This window comes from Caulobacter sp. S45, assembly GCF_009765965.1.
Classification (GTDB): Bacteria; Pseudomonadota; Alphaproteobacteria; order Caulobacterales; family Caulobacteraceae; genus CAHJWH01.
On record NZ_LMUL01000014.1, the window covers coordinates 265,909 to 282,497 of the forward strand.

Genomic DNA, 16,589 nt, shown 5'->3' on the forward strand with positions numbered 1-16,589 from the left:
CACCAGACGGCTTCGGCGTTCGAGGGAATCCAGGATGGCATGGGACGCCGCGGGCCGAGGAAATCGGCTCGTCCTAAAGAAGTCGATCGCCCAGATTCAGGCCGAAGCCGCCCATCACGACCTGAAGCGTACGCTGGGCGCCTTCAACCTGGTGAGCCTGGGCGTCGGCGCCATCATCGGCGCGGGCATCTTCGTATTGACGGGTCAGGTGGCGTCGGCCAACGCCGGTCCGGCGATCCTGCTGTCCTTCGTGGTCGCCGGGATCGCCTGCGGGCTAGCAGGTCTCTGTTACGCAGAGCTGTCCGCCACCATGCCCGTCTCCGGATCGGCCTACACCTACGCCTACGGCACGCTGGGCGAGGTCGCCGCCTGGATCATGGGCTGGCTGCTGGTGCTGGAGTACGGCGTCGCGGCCTCCACGGTCGCGGTGGCTTGGGCGGGCTATGTCGTGTCGCTGCTGCACGACCTGGGGATCGACTTTCCCAGCATCGTGGTCGGCGGACAGGCCGCGCCGGCGTTCGCCACGCCGCTGATCCAGGCCCTGCCCAACGCGCTTGGCCACATCAGCTTCCAGCCGACCGGCACGCTCAACATCGTGGCCGCCGTCGGCATCCTGGCGGTGACCGGCCTGCTGATGCTCGGCGTCAGCGAGTCGGCCAAGGTCAACAACGTCATCGTAGTGATCAAATCGCTGGTGCTGCTGGCCTTCGTGGTCATCGGCGTCAACTACATAAACCCCGCCAACTGGCATCCCTTCCTGCCCAAGAACACCACCGGGGAGTTCGGCGCCTTCGGCTGGAGCGGCGTGCTGCGCGGCGGCGCGATCATCTTCTTCGCCTATGTGGGCTTCGAAGCTGTGTCGACGGCGGCGGCGGAGTCGAAGAACCCCAGCAAGGACGTGCCGATCGGCATCCTGGGTTCGCTGTTCATCTGCACCCTGATCTACATGGCGGTGGCGGCGGTGATGACCGGCGTGGTGCCGTTCAAGCAGCTGGGCGTGCCCGACCCCATCGCGGTGGCGATCGACCGGATGAACCCCACCTGGGCCGCCATCCCCTATGCCGCGAACGCCAGCCACCAGCTCAACCTGGTGTCACTGGCGATCAAGCTCGGCGCGGTCACCGGCCTGTCGTCGGTGATGCTGGTGCTGTTCTACGCCCAGACCCGCATCTTCTACACCATGGCCCGCGACGGCCTCCTGCCCAAGGTGTTCGCCACCATCCATCCCCGGTTCCGCACGCCCTGGATCGGCACCCTGCTGCTGGGCGTGCTGATCGCGGTGGCCGCCGCCTTCCTGCCGATCGACCTGCTGAGCGATCTGGTGTCGCTGGGCACCGCCCTGGCCTTCGCGATCGTCTGCCTGTCGGTGATCTACCTGCGCAAGAAGCATCCGGAGCTGAACCGGCCCTTCCGCGCGCCAGGCGGCGTGACCACGGCGGTGCTCGGGATCATCTCGTGCATGGCTCTGGCCGTTTTCAACCTGCTGCCCATGGTCCAGAAGGCGCTGTCCGGCGATCCTCTGCCGCTCACCATCCTGGTGGTCTACTGCCTGATTGGAGCGGCGATCTACATCGGTTATGGTTATGGCAATTCGAAGCTGGCCAAGGGGATCGACATCCTCGACACCGGTCCGGGTCCGGAAGAAGCTTTTGCGCCCGGCCACGGGGACCCGCTGAATAGATAGGCTAGGGTATGCGGTCAGACACACATGTTTCCGACCAGACATCCAGGCGACACCATCGTCCTGCATCCAAGATGGATGAACCTCGCCGTACAAGACGCGTCTGACGCGACCGAAATGGAAGAGTCTCACCCGGGCCGGATCATCGTGGTAGACGACGACCCCGGCATCCGCGATGTAGTTTCCGAATTCCTGACCCGGCACGGCTTCGACGTGGAGACGGCGGCCGACGCCGCCGGCCTCAACCGGGCCCTGGCGGTGAAGACCGCCGACCTGATCGTGCTCGACGTGATGTTGCCCGGCGAAGACGGCCTGCACATCTGCCGGCGGCTGTCGGGCGGAGGTCCGGACGCGCCGGCGGTGATCATGCTCAGCGCCATGGGCGAGGAGACCGACCGGATCGTGGGCCTGGAGTTGGGCGCCGACGACTACCTGCCCAAGCCCTGCAATCCGCGCGAGCTGTTGGCGCGGGTGCGCGCGGTGCTGCGTCGTCGCGGCGAACCGCGGGGGAGCGAATCGGACCTCGGCGCGCAATGCGAATTCGCCGGCTGGCGCCTCGACCTGGTGCGTCGCGAGCTGCGCACGCCCGACGGGGTGATCGTCAACCTGTCCGGGGGGGAGTTCTCCCTGCTCCGGGCTTTCGTCGAACGCCCGCAGCGGGTGCTGACGCGTGACCAACTGCTTGACTTCGCCCGGGGTCCCGACAGCGACGCCTATGACCGCGCGATCGACGTGCAGATCAGCCGCCTGCGGCGTAAGCTGGACGACGGCGGCGGCAGCGAACTGATCCGCACCGTGCGCAACGAGGGCTATATGTTCATGGCGCGGGTCTCGCGAAGGTGATGCCCGGCCTGCGGGTTAAACGCCCGCGCGCGCCACTGAGGGCGCCTCTGTTCGTTCAGCTCGCTGTCCTCGTGCTGCTCAGCCTGCTGGCCGCACAGGCGATCAATATCGGCATCATTCTCAACCTGCCGCCGCCGCCGCCAAACATCTATCGGGTGAGCGAGATCATCCAGGCTCTGCAGGGCGCAACGGTGGTGTCGCGCGACGGCGTACCCTTGGCCACCTATCACACCTCCACGCCCCCGGACGCCTTCTACCTCGGCCGCTTCGCCCGCGAGGCCTCGCAGGACCTCCAGCACCACTTCAACCTGGGTCCCGCCGACGTCGTGGTCAGCAACGAGCCCGTGCGCTGGAGCCTCCCCCATCCCCCTCGCCGCTTCGGCAGGTCGCCGCGCCTGTTCCGCCAGGGTTTCTCGCGCGACGACCATATCCTGCCCTCGCCGTTCAAGGTGGCCATCCATCAGCCGGACGGCCGGTGGCTGGTGGTGACGCCGAGGGAGGGATTTCCCAGCCCCTGGCAAATCCGCATCTTCCTCTGGTTCGTGCTCTGTGCGCTCGCCTTGTCGCCGGCCGCCTATCTGATCGCCCGCCGCCTGGCGCGGCCGATATCGGCGTTCGCAGCGGCGGCCGAACGCCTCGGTCGCGATCCGGGCGCGGCGCCCCTGAAGCTGGATGGACCGCTGGAAGTGACCCAGGCGGTCAGCGCCTTCAACGACATGCAGGATCGCCTGCGCCGCTACGTCGAGGATCGGACAGCCATGGTCGGCGCGGTCGCCCATGACCTGCGCACGCCATTGACCCGCCTGCGCTTCCGGGTCGAAAGCGCGCCGGAGGGCGTCCGCCAGAAGATGACCGCCGATATCGACCAGATGGACGCGATGATCTCGGCGACCCTGGCCTTCGTGCGCGACGCCAGCCACCCCGGCGAACGGCAGCGGCTGGAACTGGTGTCGCTGGTGGAGAGCATCGCCGACGAGATGGCCGAAACCGGCCTCGATGTGACCGCCGAAAGCAGCGCCCCCGTGGTGATCGACGCCGACCCGATCGCACTGCGCCGGCTGGTCAGCAACCTGCTCGACAATGCGGTGAAGTTCGGGACCCGCGCCCGCGCCCGCGTCTATATCGAGAACGCCTGCGCTGTGATCGAGGTCGACGACAATGGGCCCGGCATTCCCGCACAGGAAAGCGAACAGGTGTTCGAGCCCTTCTATCGCGGCGAGCCGTCACGGAGCCGCCAGACCGGCGGCGCCGGTCTGGGCCTGGCGGTGGTGCGCTCGGTTTCGCGCGCGCATGGCGGAGACGCCACGCTGGAAAACCGTCTCGAGGGTGGCTTGCGGGCGCGGGCGCGCCTGCCCCTCTGAGGCGATTGCATTGCGGCTCGGGACGGGTCAAATGCCCCTATGACGCGCACGCCCTTCTCGGTCCTGGCCTCGATCCTTGCTCTGGGCGCGCTCAGCGCCTGCGCCTCGGACGGAGCCGGTCACGGCGGGGGCGGACGCGGCCCCCAGGGCCCCTTGCCCAACGTGTTCATCAGTCCCGAGGGCAAGCCATTCCACGCCCCCAACGGCGCGCCCTATCCGGTCGGGGCCTGGTTCGCCGAAGCTGACGCCAACCATGACGGCCGGCTGACGCGCGAGGAATTCCGCCAGGACGCCGCCGCCTTCTTCAAGACGCTCGACCTCAACCACGACGGTGTTCTCGATGGCGATGAGGTGGGGCGGTACGAGGAGTCGGTGGCGCCTGAAATCCTGCCCAATCTCGGTCGACTGAAGGCCGACGAGGGTGCAGATACCTCGCTTCCGCTAGGTACGGATCAGCGCAATCAGGACACGGATCGTTCAAGCCGCAAGGGCTATCGCGCGCCGCGCCAGCCGGGTCCGGCGAGCGGCACGGGGATACAGGGCGCGGGACTGTTCTCCCTGCTGAACGAGCCGGAACCCGTCGCCGCCGCCGACACGGAATTCAACGGCCGCATCACGCTGAAGCAATTCGTAGATACGGCGGATCGCCGGTTTGACCTGCTCGATCCCAAGGAGGTCGGCTACTTGACCCTGGCGAAGCTGCCCAAGACACCGGTGCAAAAGGAAATCGAGCGGCGCGCCAAACAAAAGCACGCCGCGCCGCCTCAGCCCTGATCGGGCTTAGTTGCGGGTGAGCAGCACGCCCAGCACCAGTCCAGCGGCAAAGGCGGAGGCCGCCGATACACCGACCGAGATGAACGGTTTGGTCTGGACCGTGTCGCGGATGACGTCGCTCTGATCCAGGGCCCAGTCGCGCGCCACGCCGGCCCGGTCGCCGGCCCATTCCTTGGCGACGCCAGCCTTTTCGACCACGACCTTCTTCACCTGCTCCGCCGTCCCGGCGACGTTGTTGGCGGCCTTTTCGGCTTCAGCTTCGGCCGTGGCCTTGGCGTCTTCCACCTGTTGTCCAACGCTCGCTTCAGTCATGAACCGCTCCAATGGCAAGGCTCGAGATGTGGAAACACCTGCGGCCCTGCGGGGTTCCGGGGGCGCGGCCCGACGACGCATGACGCCGCCAAGACCGCCACCCTAGCAGCTCAGACGTTCGCTTGCAGCGTCTGTGGTCTGTGGAAGAACAGAGCCTGACCGATCAGGGCCTTCACCGCCTCTTCCCTGAACGGTTTGGTGATCAGGAAGGCAGGTTCCGGCCGATCGCCCGTCAGCAAGTGCTCGGGAAAGGCGGTGATGAAGATCACCGGGATGTCGAAGCTCTCGAGGATGTCCGCCGCCGCGTCCATGCCGCTGGAACCGTCGGCCAGGCGGATATCCGCAAGGACCAGCCCCGGGCGGGTCTGTTCGGCGAGGGCCACCGCCTCGGTCCGCGTCGCCGCGACCCCGCTGACGCGATGGCCGAGCTCGCGCGTCAGCCGCGTCAAATCCAGGCCGATGATCGGCTCGTCCTCGATGATCAGGACGTCGGTGGCGAGCTGGCGCTGAAGCGTGTTCTCCGCCCCGTCCAACCGATCCGACAGTTCGCGATCGTCGACGCCCAGGATCAAGGCCGCTTCCGAAAGGGTGAACCCCTCCATGGCGACGAGCAGCAAGGCGGCGCGCTCGTCCTGGGTAAGGGTCTGGAGGCGCTCATCGGCGACCAGGCCGCTGATCGGCATGGCGCTGGGACGGCTGGTCTCCAACCACGTCACGTGCAGGGCGGCGTAAAGCGACGGGCGCACCGGCATGTCGCGGCCGAGCGCGAACGTGCCGGCCAGCAGACGCTCCATCGTCGCCTGCACCAGGGCGTCGCCGTCGCCCTGCGAACCGGTCAAGGCTCGGGCGTAGCGGCGAAGATACGGGGCTTGTCGGCCGATCTGCCTCGGCATGGACCTTCCTTCGCCCTCCGTGTCCTGACCGAGGTTTCTGCCGTCGACGAGGCTGGGCCTGCCTTCGACGGCATCGGAACGACGCCAAAACTCCAAGGTTCCAATCCCGTAAACAGCCCATCGGCCAGCCGGTCGCGCCAGCATAGGCCGATGGGCTGACAACGTTTACGGCGCAAACCGCCGCAGTGGCCTACTGACCCACGAGACCGCCCAGGATGTTGATGCCAAACGCCAGCACCATCGTATTGAAGAAAAACGCGATTGCGGCGTGGACGGTGATAAGATTTCGAAATCGAGCGTGGGTGATGTTGAAATCCGAAACTTGAAATGTCGCGCCGATACAGATCGCTACATAGATAAAATCCCGATAGGTGCGCGGCGGATCGCCGGGAAAATCTATCCCCTTGTCGGCGCTGCCGTCGCCATCCCGATCCCCGAAATATCTGTGTGCGTAGTGAAGCGTGAACAGCGACTGCATCACCAGCCAGCCTGAGACCAGGGTCCCGCCGGACAGCAGGGCGGGCATGATCGAATGGCCGTGGGACTTGGTCTTGCTCTCGTGCAGGGCGACGACGATGGCGCAGAGGCTTGCGGCGATGGCGAGCAGGATGACGCCGGTCATCACGACCAGGGTCTCATCCTCGCGCCCCGCCCTGGTGCGCACCATGGCTTCGTCGTCGAAGAGGAACATGCGCCAGGTCGGTACGAGATAGATCGTAGCCGCCGTGAGCCAGCCGACCAATGCGGACGCTCCCGGCAGCAGCCCCATCCGACAGGCCGCAAACCCCACCGGAACGCCGACCACGCCGGCCAATAGCGCACGCCATCGAAAGCGGATGAACCGGCTGAACCCCTCGATAAGCATGGCGACTCCCGGTTCAACGATCAGACAGGTTCGGCGTCAACGGCGCCACGTGCAAGGGCCGCCAGGTCGGATCGTTCGTTAGATGAAACGTCCGGAATGAAACATTGGCGGAACTCCAGGCTGGCGAGGGCTGTTATCGGCTAAGTTCGAACCTAACGCGCAAAGGTAGTCCCCGATGACGCAGCAAGTGGAAGGCCGACAAGGCGGTAAGTCGAACCGTGGCTTCGCCTCCATGGATAGAGCCAAGCAACGTGAGATCGCCCGCAAGGGCGGTGAGAGCGTCCCGCACGAAAAGCGCAGTTTTTCCCAGGACCGTGAACTGGCGGCCGCCGCCGGTCGCAAGGGCGGGGAAGCTTCGCAAGGCGCACGCCGTCGTCCTGTCTAGGACGCCGGCCTGAGGCGGCGGACGTTCAGTCGTCCGCCAGCCGCACTCCCGCCGCCTGCCAGCGCTGGTGGGGCGCGAAGAAGTTCCTGTAGGTTGCGCGGACATGGCGACGCGGCGTGAAACAGCTTCCGCCGCGCAGCACCATCTGGTTGATCATGAACTTGCCGTTGTATTCGCCCACCGCGCCCTCGGCCGGTCGATACCCAGGATAGCCGGTGTAGGGACTGGCGGTCCATTCCCACACATCCCCGAACATCTGGGCCAAGCCGTCGCCGTTCGTGCACGGCTGAGGTTCGAACTGGCCGTCGTCCAGAAAGGCGCCGGGACGGCGCGCGTCGTGCGCGGCCGCCTCCCACTCGGCTTCCGTCGGCAGACGCCGGCCGCTCCAGCGGGCGAAGGCGTCGGCTTCGTAATAGCTTACGTGGACCACCGGGGCGTCGGGCTCGACCTCGGCCATGCCGTTCAGGCTGAAGCGCCACCAGGCGGCCGCCTTCCGTTCCCAATAGAGCGGCGCCTCCCATTCGTTGGTCCGCGCGCAAGCCCAACCGTCCGACAGCCACAGCTCGGGACGTCCGTAACCGCCGTCCATCATGAAGGCCTGCCATTCCGCGTTCGTCGCCAACCGGTTGGCCAAGCGATGCGGTGCGAGATGGACCAGGTGACTTGGGCGCTCGTTGTCGAAGACAAAACCATCCCCGTGATGGCCGATCTCCACCAACCCGCCCGGCCGTTCGATGAATGTCGGCGCGGCGCTGACCGCCCCTTGCGTGGCCTTGGCCGCCGGACCTGTCTGATAGGCGGGCCGCAGGACGTTCTGGGCGAACAGGTGCTGGATATCCATCAGGATCAGCTCCTGGTGCTGCTCCTCGTGGGCGAAGCCCAGCACGACCAGTTCGGCAAGCTCGGGATCGACGCTCGGGCGGTCGAGCAACTCGATCATGGCGGCGTCCACGTGACGGCGATAGGCCATCACTTCCGCGCTCGACGGGCGCGTCAACAGTCCGCGCTCGGGGCGCGGCTGCCGGGCGCCGAGCGCCTCGTAGTAGGAGTTGAACAGATAGCCGAAGGCCGGATCGAAGGCCGCATAGCCGCGCGGCTTGAGGATGAAGGTCTCGAAGAACCAGGTCGTATGGGCCAGATGCCATTTGGTCGGGCTGGCGTCCGGCATGGATTGGGCCAGCTGGTCCTCCGCCGACAAAGGCGCGGCCAGGCGTTCGGACCCGCGACGCACCTCGACGAACCGCTCCAACAGCTCGCGGCGCGCCTTTGCCGGCGACGCGGGCTCCGGCGCGTCGCCAGTGGCGTCCTCGGCGAACATTTCGACCACGGAAGATCGTTCGGTCATCGTTGGCTCCCGACGCTGGCTGGTCCGCCCCTGGGCCGAATGTGGGGCCCGGAAGGAGGAACGGATATAGGGAGGATACGTTTCTTCGCTGTCCTAGTAAGGGGACATGTCCGGTTGAGTTGGCATGACGGAGCCATACGCCTGCAACGTCGCCACGCCCGGCGCCGACCCTGACAGGTCCCGGCGTGGAAGCTCCGACGAGGAAGCCTGGCGCGACGATGTAGTGGCCCTGGTGCCCCCTCTTCGCGCCTTCGCCTGGTCGCTTAGCCACAACAGCGCCGACGCCGACGACCTGGTGCAGGAGACGCTGATCAAGGCCTGGTCCAACCGCGACAAGTTCGAGCCCGGCACCAATCTGCGGGCCTGGCTGTTCACGATCCTGCGCAACACCTACTACACCAGCCTGTCGAAGAAGCGCCGCGAGGTGCCCGATGAGGACGGCAAACACGCCGCCACCCTCAGCGCGCCGCCGACCCAGGACTGGAGCGTCGCCATACGCTCGCTTCAGGCGGCGTTGCAACGGCTCCCCCATGAGCATCGTGAAGCCCTGGTGCTGGTCGGGGCGGCGGGATTGACCTACGAGGAGGCGGCCGAAATCTGCGGCTGCGCCCTGGGCACGATCAAGAGCCGGGTGAACCGGGCCCGCGCCAAGCTGTTGAAGATCATGGACGCCGAAGACGCCGGAACCAGCGACTGGGGTCCACCCGCAGATCCCTGATATGGATCAGCTTCTCAGTGGCCGAGCGGGACTCTGTAACTCCCCGCGCTCCAGGGCCAATTCGAGGGCCTCGGTCAATTGCGCAAGCCGATCCGAACAGGGACCGGCGGTGAGGGTGTCGAAATAGCATTTGAGGCGATCGCCAAACGGCTCGTCGGCGGTATCGGCGACCGCCCTGGCCTCAACGCCAATCTGCTGAAATGACAACATCAGCTAAGTTCGGACTCCCGCCGTCCCCGAGAATCTTAGTTCCTCAAGTTTGTTACCAATCTGACGCTTATCCGTCCAGCCTTGGATTTTCAGCGGTTTACCGGCGCATGGGTGGCGTCGCGTCCCCGAAGGCCGTTCCCCCACTGGAACATCGTCCCCTGACGGCAGGTTGAACAAAGGCTTCCAGCCAAAGAAGGAGCTAGAGCATGTCGGATCGGGATTTCTATCGAAGCGAACAGGAACGCGCGGCGCGGCGCAACGAGGATTGGCGCGATCAACCGCAAGACCGCTACCGGGAACAGCAACGCTCGTTCCGCGCGGAGGAACGCCATCGGGGCGATCCCGCAGGTGATCGGAGTCGGGGTGCTGGAACCGGAGATGGCTATGGCGACGGCGGTTATTCCTCCTATGGCCAGATGACCCAGGGCTCGTCGGATCGACCCGAGGGCGGTTATGGCGGGGCCAATGTGGGCGGCTTCGGCCAGTCCGGGCTAAACTCCCAATGGGGCCAGGGCGGATATGGCCCCATGACCCAGGGCTCGAACTACAGCCAGGGCGGCAGCCGGTTCGGCCCCGAGGGTTATGGCCAGCCGACCTACGGCTCCGAGGCGGGCAGCCCGCATCACGACCACAGCTATCGCCGTTGGCGCGACGCCCAGCTCGACACCCACGACCGCGACTACGCCCATTGGCGCGCGGAGCAGGCCAGACGCTACGACGAGGACTACAGCGGCTGGCGCAACGATCGCCACACCGCCTTCAGCCAGGACTTCGAAGGCTGGCGGGCCAATCGTGGGGGCGCTCAAACCGCGTCGCCCGATTTGGCGACGACCGGCGTGCATGGGGCTAATCGGGCCCTAGCCGACATAGCGGATGGCGGCACAGGCAGCCAGACCGACGACGCCAAGCGCGAGGGCAAGGCGCTGGAACAGCAAGCCAAGCGGGGCGATCACCAGCATTAGGCGGCCGCCCTAATCCGCACCTCTATCTGTCATCCCGGAAAGCGCGCCAACGCTTATCCGGGATGACAGGTCGGGGGACGGAAACGTCAGCTCCGCTGGATTTCCAACACCGCCCGCAATCCGGGACGGTTATCCTCCAGCTTGAGCGTACCGCGATGCAGCTTGGCGCAGGCCGCGACGATGGCCAGCCCCAGCCCGGAGCCGCCGGCGCTTCGCGCGGGATCGAGCCGGACGAACCGCTCCTGAACGCGCCCGCGCTGATCCTCCGGCACTCCGGCGCCGGTGTCGGCCACCACCACCCGCACCACGGTCAGGTCCTCCTCGACCGAGACGCGCACCGACACCCCCTCGCCTGCATATTGGGAGGCGTTGTGCAGCAGGTTGCCGACCGCCTGTCGCAACAAGGGTTCGTGCACGCGGGTGATCACGGGGTAGGCCGGGGTGTCGATGATCAGGCGCTGGCCCGCGTCCTCGATCACCGGAGTGAAGAAGTCGGCCAGTTCGGCCACCAGGGCGCCGACGTCGATCCGTTGCATCATCTCGCGCGATAGGCCGGTCTCGGCGCGGGCGATGTCCAGCATGGCCGACAGGGTGGCCAGCACGTGCTCCACCTCGCGGTGGGCCGCATCAATGGCGTCCAGGCGCTCGGTCTGGGTCGCGCCTTCGTGCACCGCGCGCGACAAGGCGCCCTTGGCGCGGGTCAGCGGCGAGCGCAGATCATGGGCTAGGCTGTCGGTCACCGTGCGCATACCGGTCAACAGTTCCTCGATCCGCTCCAACATGGCGTTCAGCGAGGAACCCACCCGGCCGAAGGGATCGCGGTTGTCCGAAACCGCCGTGCGGGCCGACAGGTCGCCGTTGGCGATGCGCTCGGCGGTGTTGGCGATCGCCTCCACCCGCTGCAGGATCAGGAAATTCATCAGCAGGCCTGCCGACAACCCGGCCGCCGCCACGATGGCGGTTGCGGCGACGAAGCCGTAGAAGATCGAGCGTTCGAACCGGCGCATGTTGGTCAGGCTGCGCGCCACCACCAGCACCGCCCCGTCGGTCATGGTGCTGCCGACCACATGCAGGCGTTCCTGCCGCTGGCCGATCGTCAGGCGCACGATCTTCCAGTCGGCGTTGCGGAAGACCGGGTCGAAGGTGGTGATGTCGCCGGCCAACGCCTGGCCGGTGTTGCTGAACAGGCCGTAGTGCTCGCCGCTGGTGGCGAAGCGCACGCTGCGCGCCACCACGCTGACGGTGTTGGCGAGCCCCTGCTCCTGGTCGACCTCTTCCAACTGGTCCTGTTCGGCCAGGGCCTCGGCCCGCTCGCGCTCGTAGATGATCCGCCCGCCGGTGCGATAGACCACGACCAAGGCCGCAGCGCTGGCGGCCACCGCCAGCAGGACCACGAACAGCAGGAAGCTCGAAGGTGCGAGACGGCGGAGCCCGCCCTTGGTCATGACGTCTCCGACAACCTGTAGCCGACCCCACGCAGGGTATGGAGAAGCGGCCTGTCGAAGGTCTCGTCAAGCTTCTTACGCAGGCGGCTGATGTGGGTGTCGATGATGCTGGTATGGGGATCGAAGCGGTAATCCCAGACCTGTTCCAGCAGCATGGTGCGCGTCACCACCCGATCTTTGTTGCGAAGAAAGTATTCCAGTAGCTTGAATTCCCTGGGTAAAAGATCGAGCGACTTACCCGCCCGCGTCGCCTTGCGCGCCAGCAGGTCCATCTCCAGGTCGCCACAGCGCAGCACAGTCTCGATCGACTTGCCGGTGCGCCGTCGGGTCAGGTTCTCCAGCCGCGCGTGCAGCTCGGAGAAGCCGAACGGCTTGGTCAGGTAATCGTCGCCGCCCGCGCGCAGGCCGATCACCCGCTCGTCGAGCTGGCCCAGGGCCGACAGGATCAGGATGGGAGTTTCCACACCTGCGGCCCGCAGCGCCTTGATCACCGACAGGCCGTCCATGCCCGGCAGCATCCGGTCCATGATCACCCCGTCGAAGGTGGAGGACGAGGCCAGATACAGACCGTCGCGGCCGTCGGCGACATGCTCGACGGTGTAGCCCACCTCGCGCAGTCCCTTGGTCACATAGTCGGCGACATCGATGTCGTCCTCGACGACCAGAACGCGTCCGCTCAAGTTCATTCCTTTCCCGATGCAGACCAAACGATCCGCACCGCCCGCCGCTCCATGCGCCGGCCTGGAAGCCGTAGTCCGGGCTCCCTGTCGCCAGGGTGAACGCCCAGGCTTGAGCAATGGTCCCGGCCCAGCCTAGACAGGTGATCCGTCTACGGGAAACGTTTTACGCATGGCCTGGACCCGCCTGTACGCCGAAGCCGAGCCCCAGCGGGTCAACCGCTGGCTGGCCCAGAGCGGCGTATGCTCCCGGCGCGAGGCCGAGGCGTTGATCGCCCGGGGCCTGGTGCAGATCGACGGCGAGACGGTCGCCGACCCCGGTCGCAAGATCCAGGCGGGCCAGACCCTGGTGCTGAACGACAGCGCCCAGGCCCATTTAGACACCCAGCTCAGCGTGGTGGTGCACAAGCCGGTCGGGATCGTCTCGGCCCAGCCCGAGGGCGCCCAGGTGCCCGCCGCGCGTCTGCTGACCAAGGCGGCGTTGTTCGGGCCGCCCTCGCCCATTCCAGATGTGCGCACCCGATTCGCCCCGATGGGCCGGCTGGACATGGACTCGCGCGGGCTGCTGATCCTGTCGGAGGACGGAGTGCTGGCCAAGGCGATCATCGGGCCGGAATCGGACCTGGAGAAGGAATACCTGGTCCAGGTCGCGGGCCAGATCGACGAGCGGAAGCTAGGCCTACTGCGTCATGGGCTACAGCTGGACGGGCGCACGCTCAGGCCGGCCAAGGTCTCGCGGATCTCCGACCAGCGGCTGCGCTTCGTGCTGAAGGAGGGCCGCAATCGGCAAATCCGGCGCATGTGCGAATTGGTCGGGCTGAATGTGGTCGACCTGCTCCGTATCCGCATCGGACCATTGGAACTCGGCGATCTGCCCGAGGGCCGGTGGCGGCCATTGACGGCGGATGAGCGGGCCGCGCTGCTGCGGCCGGGAGGCGCCTAACCTGCCGTCGCCAGGTGATGCAGCACGATCCCGCTCGTCGTGGCCACGTTGAGCGAATCGAAGCCGTCGGCCATGGCCAGGCGCACGGTGCGGCATCGTGCGAGCACGTCGTCCGACAGTCCCGGCCCCTCGGCGCCGAACAGTACGGCGGTGCGGCCAGCGCGCCGGACCTGATGCAGCTCGACCTCACCGGCGGGGCTGAGGGCCAGGGACTCGAAACTGAACCGATTCAACAGCGTGACCGGATCTTCTCCCGATGTTAGGCGCGCATAGGGGGTCGTCAGCACCGCCCCGACCGAGACCCGGATCGCCTTGCGATACAGCGGGTCGCAACAGGCTCCGTCCAGCAGCACCGCGTCCGCGCCGAAGGCGGCGGCGTTGCGGAAGATGCCGCCGATATTGTCGTGGTTGCTCACCCCCATCAGGCAGACCACGAGCGCGTCGGGGCCAAGGCCCGCCAGCAGGACTTCCACCGGATCGAGCGTCGGAAGCTGTCCGAGCGCCAGCACGCCTCGATGCAGGGCGAACCCCGAGATCGCATCCATCACCGGTTGGGCGCAGACATAGACCGGCGTCGATGTGGGAAGCCGGTCGAGCAGGGACTGCACATGGGCCACCCGCCGTTTCGTCAGCAACACCGACAGGATCGGGTGGCGACCTGACGCGACCAACTTCTCCAGCACCACCTCCCCTTCGGCGACGAAGGCGTGGCCGAGCCGGGCGACGTCCCGCTCGCGCAGGTCGCGGTAGAGTTCGATGCGCGGATCGGCAGGGTCGTCGATGTGGATCGGCGTCATCGGGCGCGTCCGCCCTGCCCGCTCACCGCCAGCCGAAGTTGAAGCTGATGCTGATCCGCTCCTGCTTGGCGGCGTTGGCGGGCACCTCGTGACGCAGCCAGCTCTCCCACAACAGGAGCGTCCCCGCCGCGGGCGCCAGGTAGACGAAGCTCTTCGCCTCATCCCCAACATCCGGCAGTCGCGGCGGCGCTGCCATCATCATCGGTAGGCGCGGGTCCTCGAACTTCAGCGCGCTGGAGCCGGGCGGGGTGCGGACATAGACCGTACCCGACACCACGCTATGGGGATGGACGTGACCACTGTGGGCCGAACCCGGCTTCAGAACGTTGACCCACAGGCTGTCGAGCTTCAGCCGCCGCCCGCCGAGATCGAAGCCCAGGGCGTCGGCATAGGCACCCACATGCCGGTCGAGTTTGCGCTTCAGGTCGCCGAACACGCTGGCCCGCTGCGGCAGGTCGTCCAGCGAAGCGTAGGAGGTGTAGCCGCCATAGCCATTTGCCTTGCACCAGGCGCGTCCGGCCCGATCCTCCGCCGCCAGCATCAGGCACGCCTCCTCCAGCTCGGCGTTGAAGGCGGAGAAGCCCCTCTCCTCCGCCAGGCTAGCCTCGTAGATCCGCGTCGGGAACAGCGTCCGCAGCGTCATCCCCCTATCGCCCCTGCCTATTGGCGAGCGGAAGCGGTGGCGTCGCGCGCACCCTTGAACTCGGCGGCCGGCTTCCACTGCGGCCAGACGCGGGAATCGGCCAGCTGACGGCCGAGCTTGTAGACGAGGCCGACATCGATCGCCGCGCCGCGCAGGTCCCAGTTGGGGCTCCATTCGTCGGCGGGCTGATGATATTTATGCGCAACGTACTCGGCCTCCAGCGGCACGCCTTTGGCCTTGCCGCCGACGTACAGGTCCATGCCCGACTCGATCGAGATCGCCGGCACGCCGACCTTGGCGAACGAGAAGTGGTCGGAGCGATAGAAGTGGCCCTTCTCCGGCTCTTGGTCCGGGCTGAAGGAACGTCCCTCGGCCTTGGCGGCGGCGGCCAGACGTTCTTCCAGATCGACCTTGCCACCACCCGATATGGAGATGTCGCGGGCCGGCCCGTCGGGATGCAGCGCATCCATGTTCAGGTCTGCAACCGTGGTCGCCAGCGGATAGACCGGGTGGGTGGCGTAATATTCCGAACCCAACAGGCCCTTCTCCTCGGCCGTCACCGCCAGGAACAGGATCGAGCGGTCGGTGCGTGGCGCATGGGCGTAGACCCGCGCTAGCTCCAGCAGGGCGGCGATCCCCGTGCCGTTGTCCACCGCGCCGTTGTAGATGCGGTCGCCCTTGGCGTCCGGCGCACCGACGCCCAGGTGGTCCCAGTGGGCGCTGTAGATCACCGTCTCGTTAGGGTGGGTCTTGCCGGCCATACGCGCGATCACGTTGTGGCTGACGATCTTGCTGTGATCGACGGCGTAGTCGGCGGAGAAGCTCGCGCCTTTCAGCAGCACAGGGTAGAAGTCCTTGCTCTGGGCGGCGCGCTTGGCGGCCTCGAAGTCCAGGCCGGACTTGCGGAACAGGTCCACTGTCACGTCCCGCTGGATCCAGCCCTGCAACAGGGCGTGGGACTTGGTGGGGTCGGCGCGCACGATGTCGAACTGGGCGTTGCCGTTGGAGTTACGCACCGTGGCCCAGCCGTAGGCGGCCGGCGCGGTCTCGTGCACGATCAGCATGCCGAGCGCGCCCTGGCGCGCGGCTTCCTCGTACTTGTAGGTCCAGCGTCCATAATAGGTCATGGCCTTGCCGCCGAAGCAGCCAGGGCCGGTGGTGACTTTGGGATTCTCGAAGTCCGGGTCGTTGATCAGCACCACGGCGATCTTGCCGTGCAAGTCCACGCCCTTGAAGTCGTCCCAGCCGCACTCCTTGGCCTTGACGCCATAGCCGACGAACACCAGCGGCGCGTTATGGATGGCGACCTGGTTCACCGGCAGCAGGGTCTGGACCACGGCTTGGTCGCCCTGGGTCAGCGCCTGGGTCTTGCCGCCGGCCGTCAGGGCCAGCTTGACCGGCCCCTTCACCTCGAACCGGGCCAGCGGCACGTCCTGGAACCAGCTGCCGTGCGGGCCGCCCGGCTGCACGCCGGCGGCGGCGAACTGCTTGGAGATGTAGTCGATGGACTTGGTCTCGCCCGCCGTGGCCGGCCCACGCCCCTCGAACGCGTCCGAACTCAGCACCCGGATATGCTCGGACAGCTTGGCGGGCTGGATCGGCGTTACCGGCAAGGCCTGCGCCTGGACGACGGAGGCGGCGCCGAGGATGCCGACGAGGGCTGACGCTGCGAGCAAGGCGGTCTTCATGGCGGTTCCTGGGCTCTGTCCTTAAACGGACTGTTGCGTTCGCCTTA

At 66.8% G+C, this 16,589-nt stretch carries 18 protein-coding genes; 9 read left to right on the top strand and 9 right to left on the bottom strand.

All coding sequences use genetic code 11. From position 1 onward, the window contains the following. Positions 1 to 34 precede the first annotated feature (34 nt). The 4 genes from GSQ87_RS08475 (at position 35) to GSQ87_RS08490 (ending at position 4,659) form a co-directional block, all read left to right on the top strand. Positions 35 to 1,684: an amino acid permease gene (locus GSQ87_RS08475; protein ID WP_158915057.1), complete on the top strand. Its 1,650-nt coding sequence runs from the start codon at positions 35 to 37 to the stop codon at positions 1,682 to 1,684. A 75-nt stretch (positions 1,685 to 1,759) separates the two neighbouring features. Continuing rightward, on the top strand, positions 1,760 to 2,524 hold the full coding sequence (locus tag GSQ87_RS08480; RefSeq protein WP_158917468.1) for a response regulator: 765 nt from the start codon (positions 1,760 to 1,762) through the stop codon (positions 2,522 to 2,524). 71 nt (positions 2,525 to 2,595) lie between these two features. Continuing rightward, a complete protein-coding gene (locus tag GSQ87_RS08485) occupies positions 2,596 to 3,885 on the top strand; it encodes an ATP-binding protein (RefSeq protein WP_371416662.1) in 1,290 nt (429 codons plus the stop codon). 39 nt (positions 3,886 to 3,924) lie between these two features. Continuing rightward, positions 3,925 to 4,659: a hypothetical protein gene (locus GSQ87_RS08490; RefSeq protein ID WP_158915059.1), complete on the top strand. Its 735-nt coding sequence runs from the start codon at positions 3,925 to 3,927 to the stop codon at positions 4,657 to 4,659. A 6-nt stretch (positions 4,660 to 4,665) separates the two neighbouring features. Here GSQ87_RS08490 and GSQ87_RS08495 read toward each other — a convergent pair whose 3' ends face one another. The 3 genes from GSQ87_RS08495 to GSQ87_RS08505 form a co-directional block, all read right to left on the bottom strand. Further along, positions 4,666 to 4,971 (bottom strand): hypothetical protein, encoded by a 306-nt coding sequence (locus GSQ87_RS08495; protein WP_158915060.1) that lies wholly within the window; start codon positions 4,969 to 4,971, stop codon positions 4,666 to 4,668. Positions 4,972 to 5,081: 110 nt separating this feature from the next. Then, positions 5,082 to 5,864, bottom strand: a complete 783-nt coding sequence (locus tag GSQ87_RS08500; RefSeq protein WP_158915061.1) for a response regulator — start codon at positions 5,862 to 5,864, stop codon at positions 5,082 to 5,084. 190 nt (positions 5,865 to 6,054) lie between these two features. Beyond that, complete coding sequence (locus tag GSQ87_RS08505; RefSeq protein WP_254063123.1) at positions 6,055 to 6,669, bottom strand: DUF1345 domain-containing protein; 615 nt, start codon at positions 6,667 to 6,669, stop codon at positions 6,055 to 6,057. A gap of 235 nt (positions 6,670 to 6,904) precedes the next feature. Between GSQ87_RS08505 and GSQ87_RS08510 the strand changes: the two genes are divergently transcribed. Further along, positions 6,905 to 7,114, top strand: a complete 210-nt coding sequence (locus GSQ87_RS08510; protein ID WP_158915063.1) for a general stress protein — start codon at positions 6,905 to 6,907, stop codon at positions 7,112 to 7,114. A 25-nt stretch (positions 7,115 to 7,139) separates the two neighbouring features. Here the strand turns inward: GSQ87_RS08510 and egtB are convergent, their stop codons facing one another. Beyond that, entirely contained in the window at positions 7,140 to 8,459 is a 1,320-nt protein-coding gene (gene egtB, locus GSQ87_RS08515; protein WP_254062829.1) for an ergothioneine biosynthesis protein EgtB, read from the bottom strand. Between the two features lie 124 nt (positions 8,460 to 8,583). Between egtB and GSQ87_RS08520 the strand changes: the two genes are divergently transcribed. The 3 genes from GSQ87_RS08520 (at position 8,584) to GSQ87_RS08525 (ending at position 10,349) form a co-directional block, all read left to right on the top strand. Next, positions 8,584 to 9,177: a sigma-70 family RNA polymerase sigma factor gene (locus tag GSQ87_RS08520; protein ID WP_158915064.1), complete on the top strand. Its 594-nt coding sequence runs from the start codon at positions 8,584 to 8,586 to the stop codon at positions 9,175 to 9,177. A 78-nt stretch (positions 9,178 to 9,255) separates the two neighbouring features. Next, a complete protein-coding gene (locus GSQ87_RS22935) occupies positions 9,256 to 9,381 on the top strand; it encodes a hypothetical protein (protein ID WP_256375879.1) in 126 nt (41 codons plus the stop codon). Positions 9,382 to 9,593: 212 nt separating this feature from the next. Next, positions 9,594 to 10,349, top strand: coding sequence for a hypothetical protein (locus GSQ87_RS08525; protein WP_158915065.1), 756 nt, complete (start codon positions 9,594 to 9,596; stop codon positions 10,347 to 10,349). A gap of 86 nt (positions 10,350 to 10,435) precedes the next feature. Here GSQ87_RS08525 and GSQ87_RS08530 read toward each other — a convergent pair whose 3' ends face one another. Both GSQ87_RS08530 and GSQ87_RS08535 read right to left on the bottom strand, forming a co-directional pair. Continuing rightward, entirely contained in the window at positions 10,436 to 11,794 is a 1,359-nt protein-coding gene (locus tag GSQ87_RS08530) for a HAMP domain-containing sensor histidine kinase (protein ID WP_158915066.1), read from the bottom strand. Beyond that, a complete protein-coding gene (locus GSQ87_RS08535) occupies positions 11,791 to 12,480 on the bottom strand; it encodes a response regulator transcription factor (RefSeq protein ID WP_158915067.1) in 690 nt (229 codons plus the stop codon). The genes GSQ87_RS08530 and GSQ87_RS08535 overlap by 4 nt, the downstream gene beginning before the upstream one ends. 163 nt (positions 12,481 to 12,643) lie before the next feature. Here GSQ87_RS08535 and GSQ87_RS08540 point away from each other — a divergent pair, with 163 nt between their 5' ends. Continuing rightward, positions 12,644 to 13,414 (top strand): pseudouridine synthase, encoded by a 771-nt coding sequence (locus GSQ87_RS08540; RefSeq protein ID WP_158915068.1) that lies wholly within the window; start codon positions 12,644 to 12,646, stop codon positions 13,412 to 13,414. On the opposite strand, the gene GSQ87_RS08545 is transcribed toward GSQ87_RS08540, so the two are convergent. From GSQ87_RS08545 to GSQ87_RS08555, 3 genes are read right to left on the bottom strand one after another with little or no spacing between them, the layout of a single operon-like run. Next, on the bottom strand, positions 13,411 to 14,211 hold the full coding sequence (locus GSQ87_RS08545) for an RNA methyltransferase (protein WP_158915069.1): 801 nt from the start codon (positions 14,209 to 14,211) through the stop codon (positions 13,411 to 13,413). The genes GSQ87_RS08540 and GSQ87_RS08545 overlap by 4 nt on opposite strands. A 22-nt stretch (positions 14,212 to 14,233) precedes the next feature. Then, positions 14,234 to 14,854, bottom strand: a complete 621-nt coding sequence (locus GSQ87_RS08550) for a TIGR02466 family protein (protein ID WP_158915070.1) — start codon at positions 14,852 to 14,854, stop codon at positions 14,234 to 14,236. A gap of 17 nt (positions 14,855 to 14,871) precedes the next feature. After that, positions 14,872 to 16,542: a M28 family metallopeptidase gene (locus GSQ87_RS08555; protein WP_158915071.1), complete on the bottom strand. Its 1,671-nt coding sequence runs from the start codon at positions 16,540 to 16,542 to the stop codon at positions 14,872 to 14,874. Positions 16,543 to 16,589 lie beyond the last annotated feature (47 nt).

Bases quoted from the DNA above. Each gene is read 5' to 3' on its own strand.
- GSQ87_RS08520 (WP_158915064.1), top strand. From the start codon at position 8,584: ATGACGGAGCCATACGCCTGCAACGTCGCCACGCCCGGCGCCGACCCT.
- GSQ87_RS08530 (WP_158915066.1), bottom strand. From the start codon at position 11,794: ATGACCAAGGGCGGGCTCCGCCGTCTCGCACCTTCGAGCTTCCTGCTG.
- GSQ87_RS08525 (WP_158915065.1), top strand. From the start codon at position 9,594: ATGTCGGATCGGGATTTCTATCGAAGCGAACAGGAACGCGCGGCGCGG.
- egtB (WP_254062829.1), bottom strand. From the start codon at position 8,459: ATGACCGAACGATCTTCCGTGGTCGAAATGTTCGCCGAGGACGCCACT.
- GSQ87_RS08475 (WP_158915057.1), top strand. From the start codon at position 35: ATGGCATGGGACGCCGCGGGCCGAGGAAATCGGCTCGTCCTAAAGAAG.
- GSQ87_RS08550 (WP_158915070.1), bottom strand. From the start codon at position 14,854: ATGACGCTGCGGACGCTGTTCCCGACGCGGATCTACGAGGCTAGCCTG.
- GSQ87_RS08480 (WP_158917468.1), top strand. From the start codon at position 1,760: ATGAACCTCGCCGTACAAGACGCGTCTGACGCGACCGAAATGGAAGAG.
- GSQ87_RS08500 (WP_158915061.1), bottom strand. From the start codon at position 5,864: ATGCCGAGGCAGATCGGCCGACAAGCCCCGTATCTTCGCCGCTACGCC.
- GSQ87_RS08540 (WP_158915068.1), top strand. From the start codon at position 12,644: ATGGCCTGGACCCGCCTGTACGCCGAAGCCGAGCCCCAGCGGGTCAAC.
- GSQ87_RS08495 (WP_158915060.1), bottom strand. From the start codon at position 4,971: ATGACTGAAGCGAGCGTTGGACAACAGGTGGAAGACGCCAAGGCCACG.
- GSQ87_RS08510 (WP_158915063.1), top strand. From the start codon at position 6,905: ATGACGCAGCAAGTGGAAGGCCGACAAGGCGGTAAGTCGAACCGTGGC.
- GSQ87_RS08490 (WP_158915059.1), top strand. From the start codon at position 3,925: ATGACGCGCACGCCCTTCTCGGTCCTGGCCTCGATCCTTGCTCTGGGC.
- GSQ87_RS08545 (WP_158915069.1), bottom strand. From the start codon at position 14,211: ATGACGCCGATCCACATCGACGACCCTGCCGATCCGCGCATCGAACTC.
- GSQ87_RS08555 (WP_158915071.1), bottom strand. From the start codon at position 16,542: ATGAAGACCGCCTTGCTCGCAGCGTCAGCCCTCGTCGGCATCCTCGGC.
- GSQ87_RS08535 (WP_158915067.1), bottom strand. From the start codon at position 12,480: ATGAACTTGAGCGGACGCGTTCTGGTCGTCGAGGACGACATCGATGTC.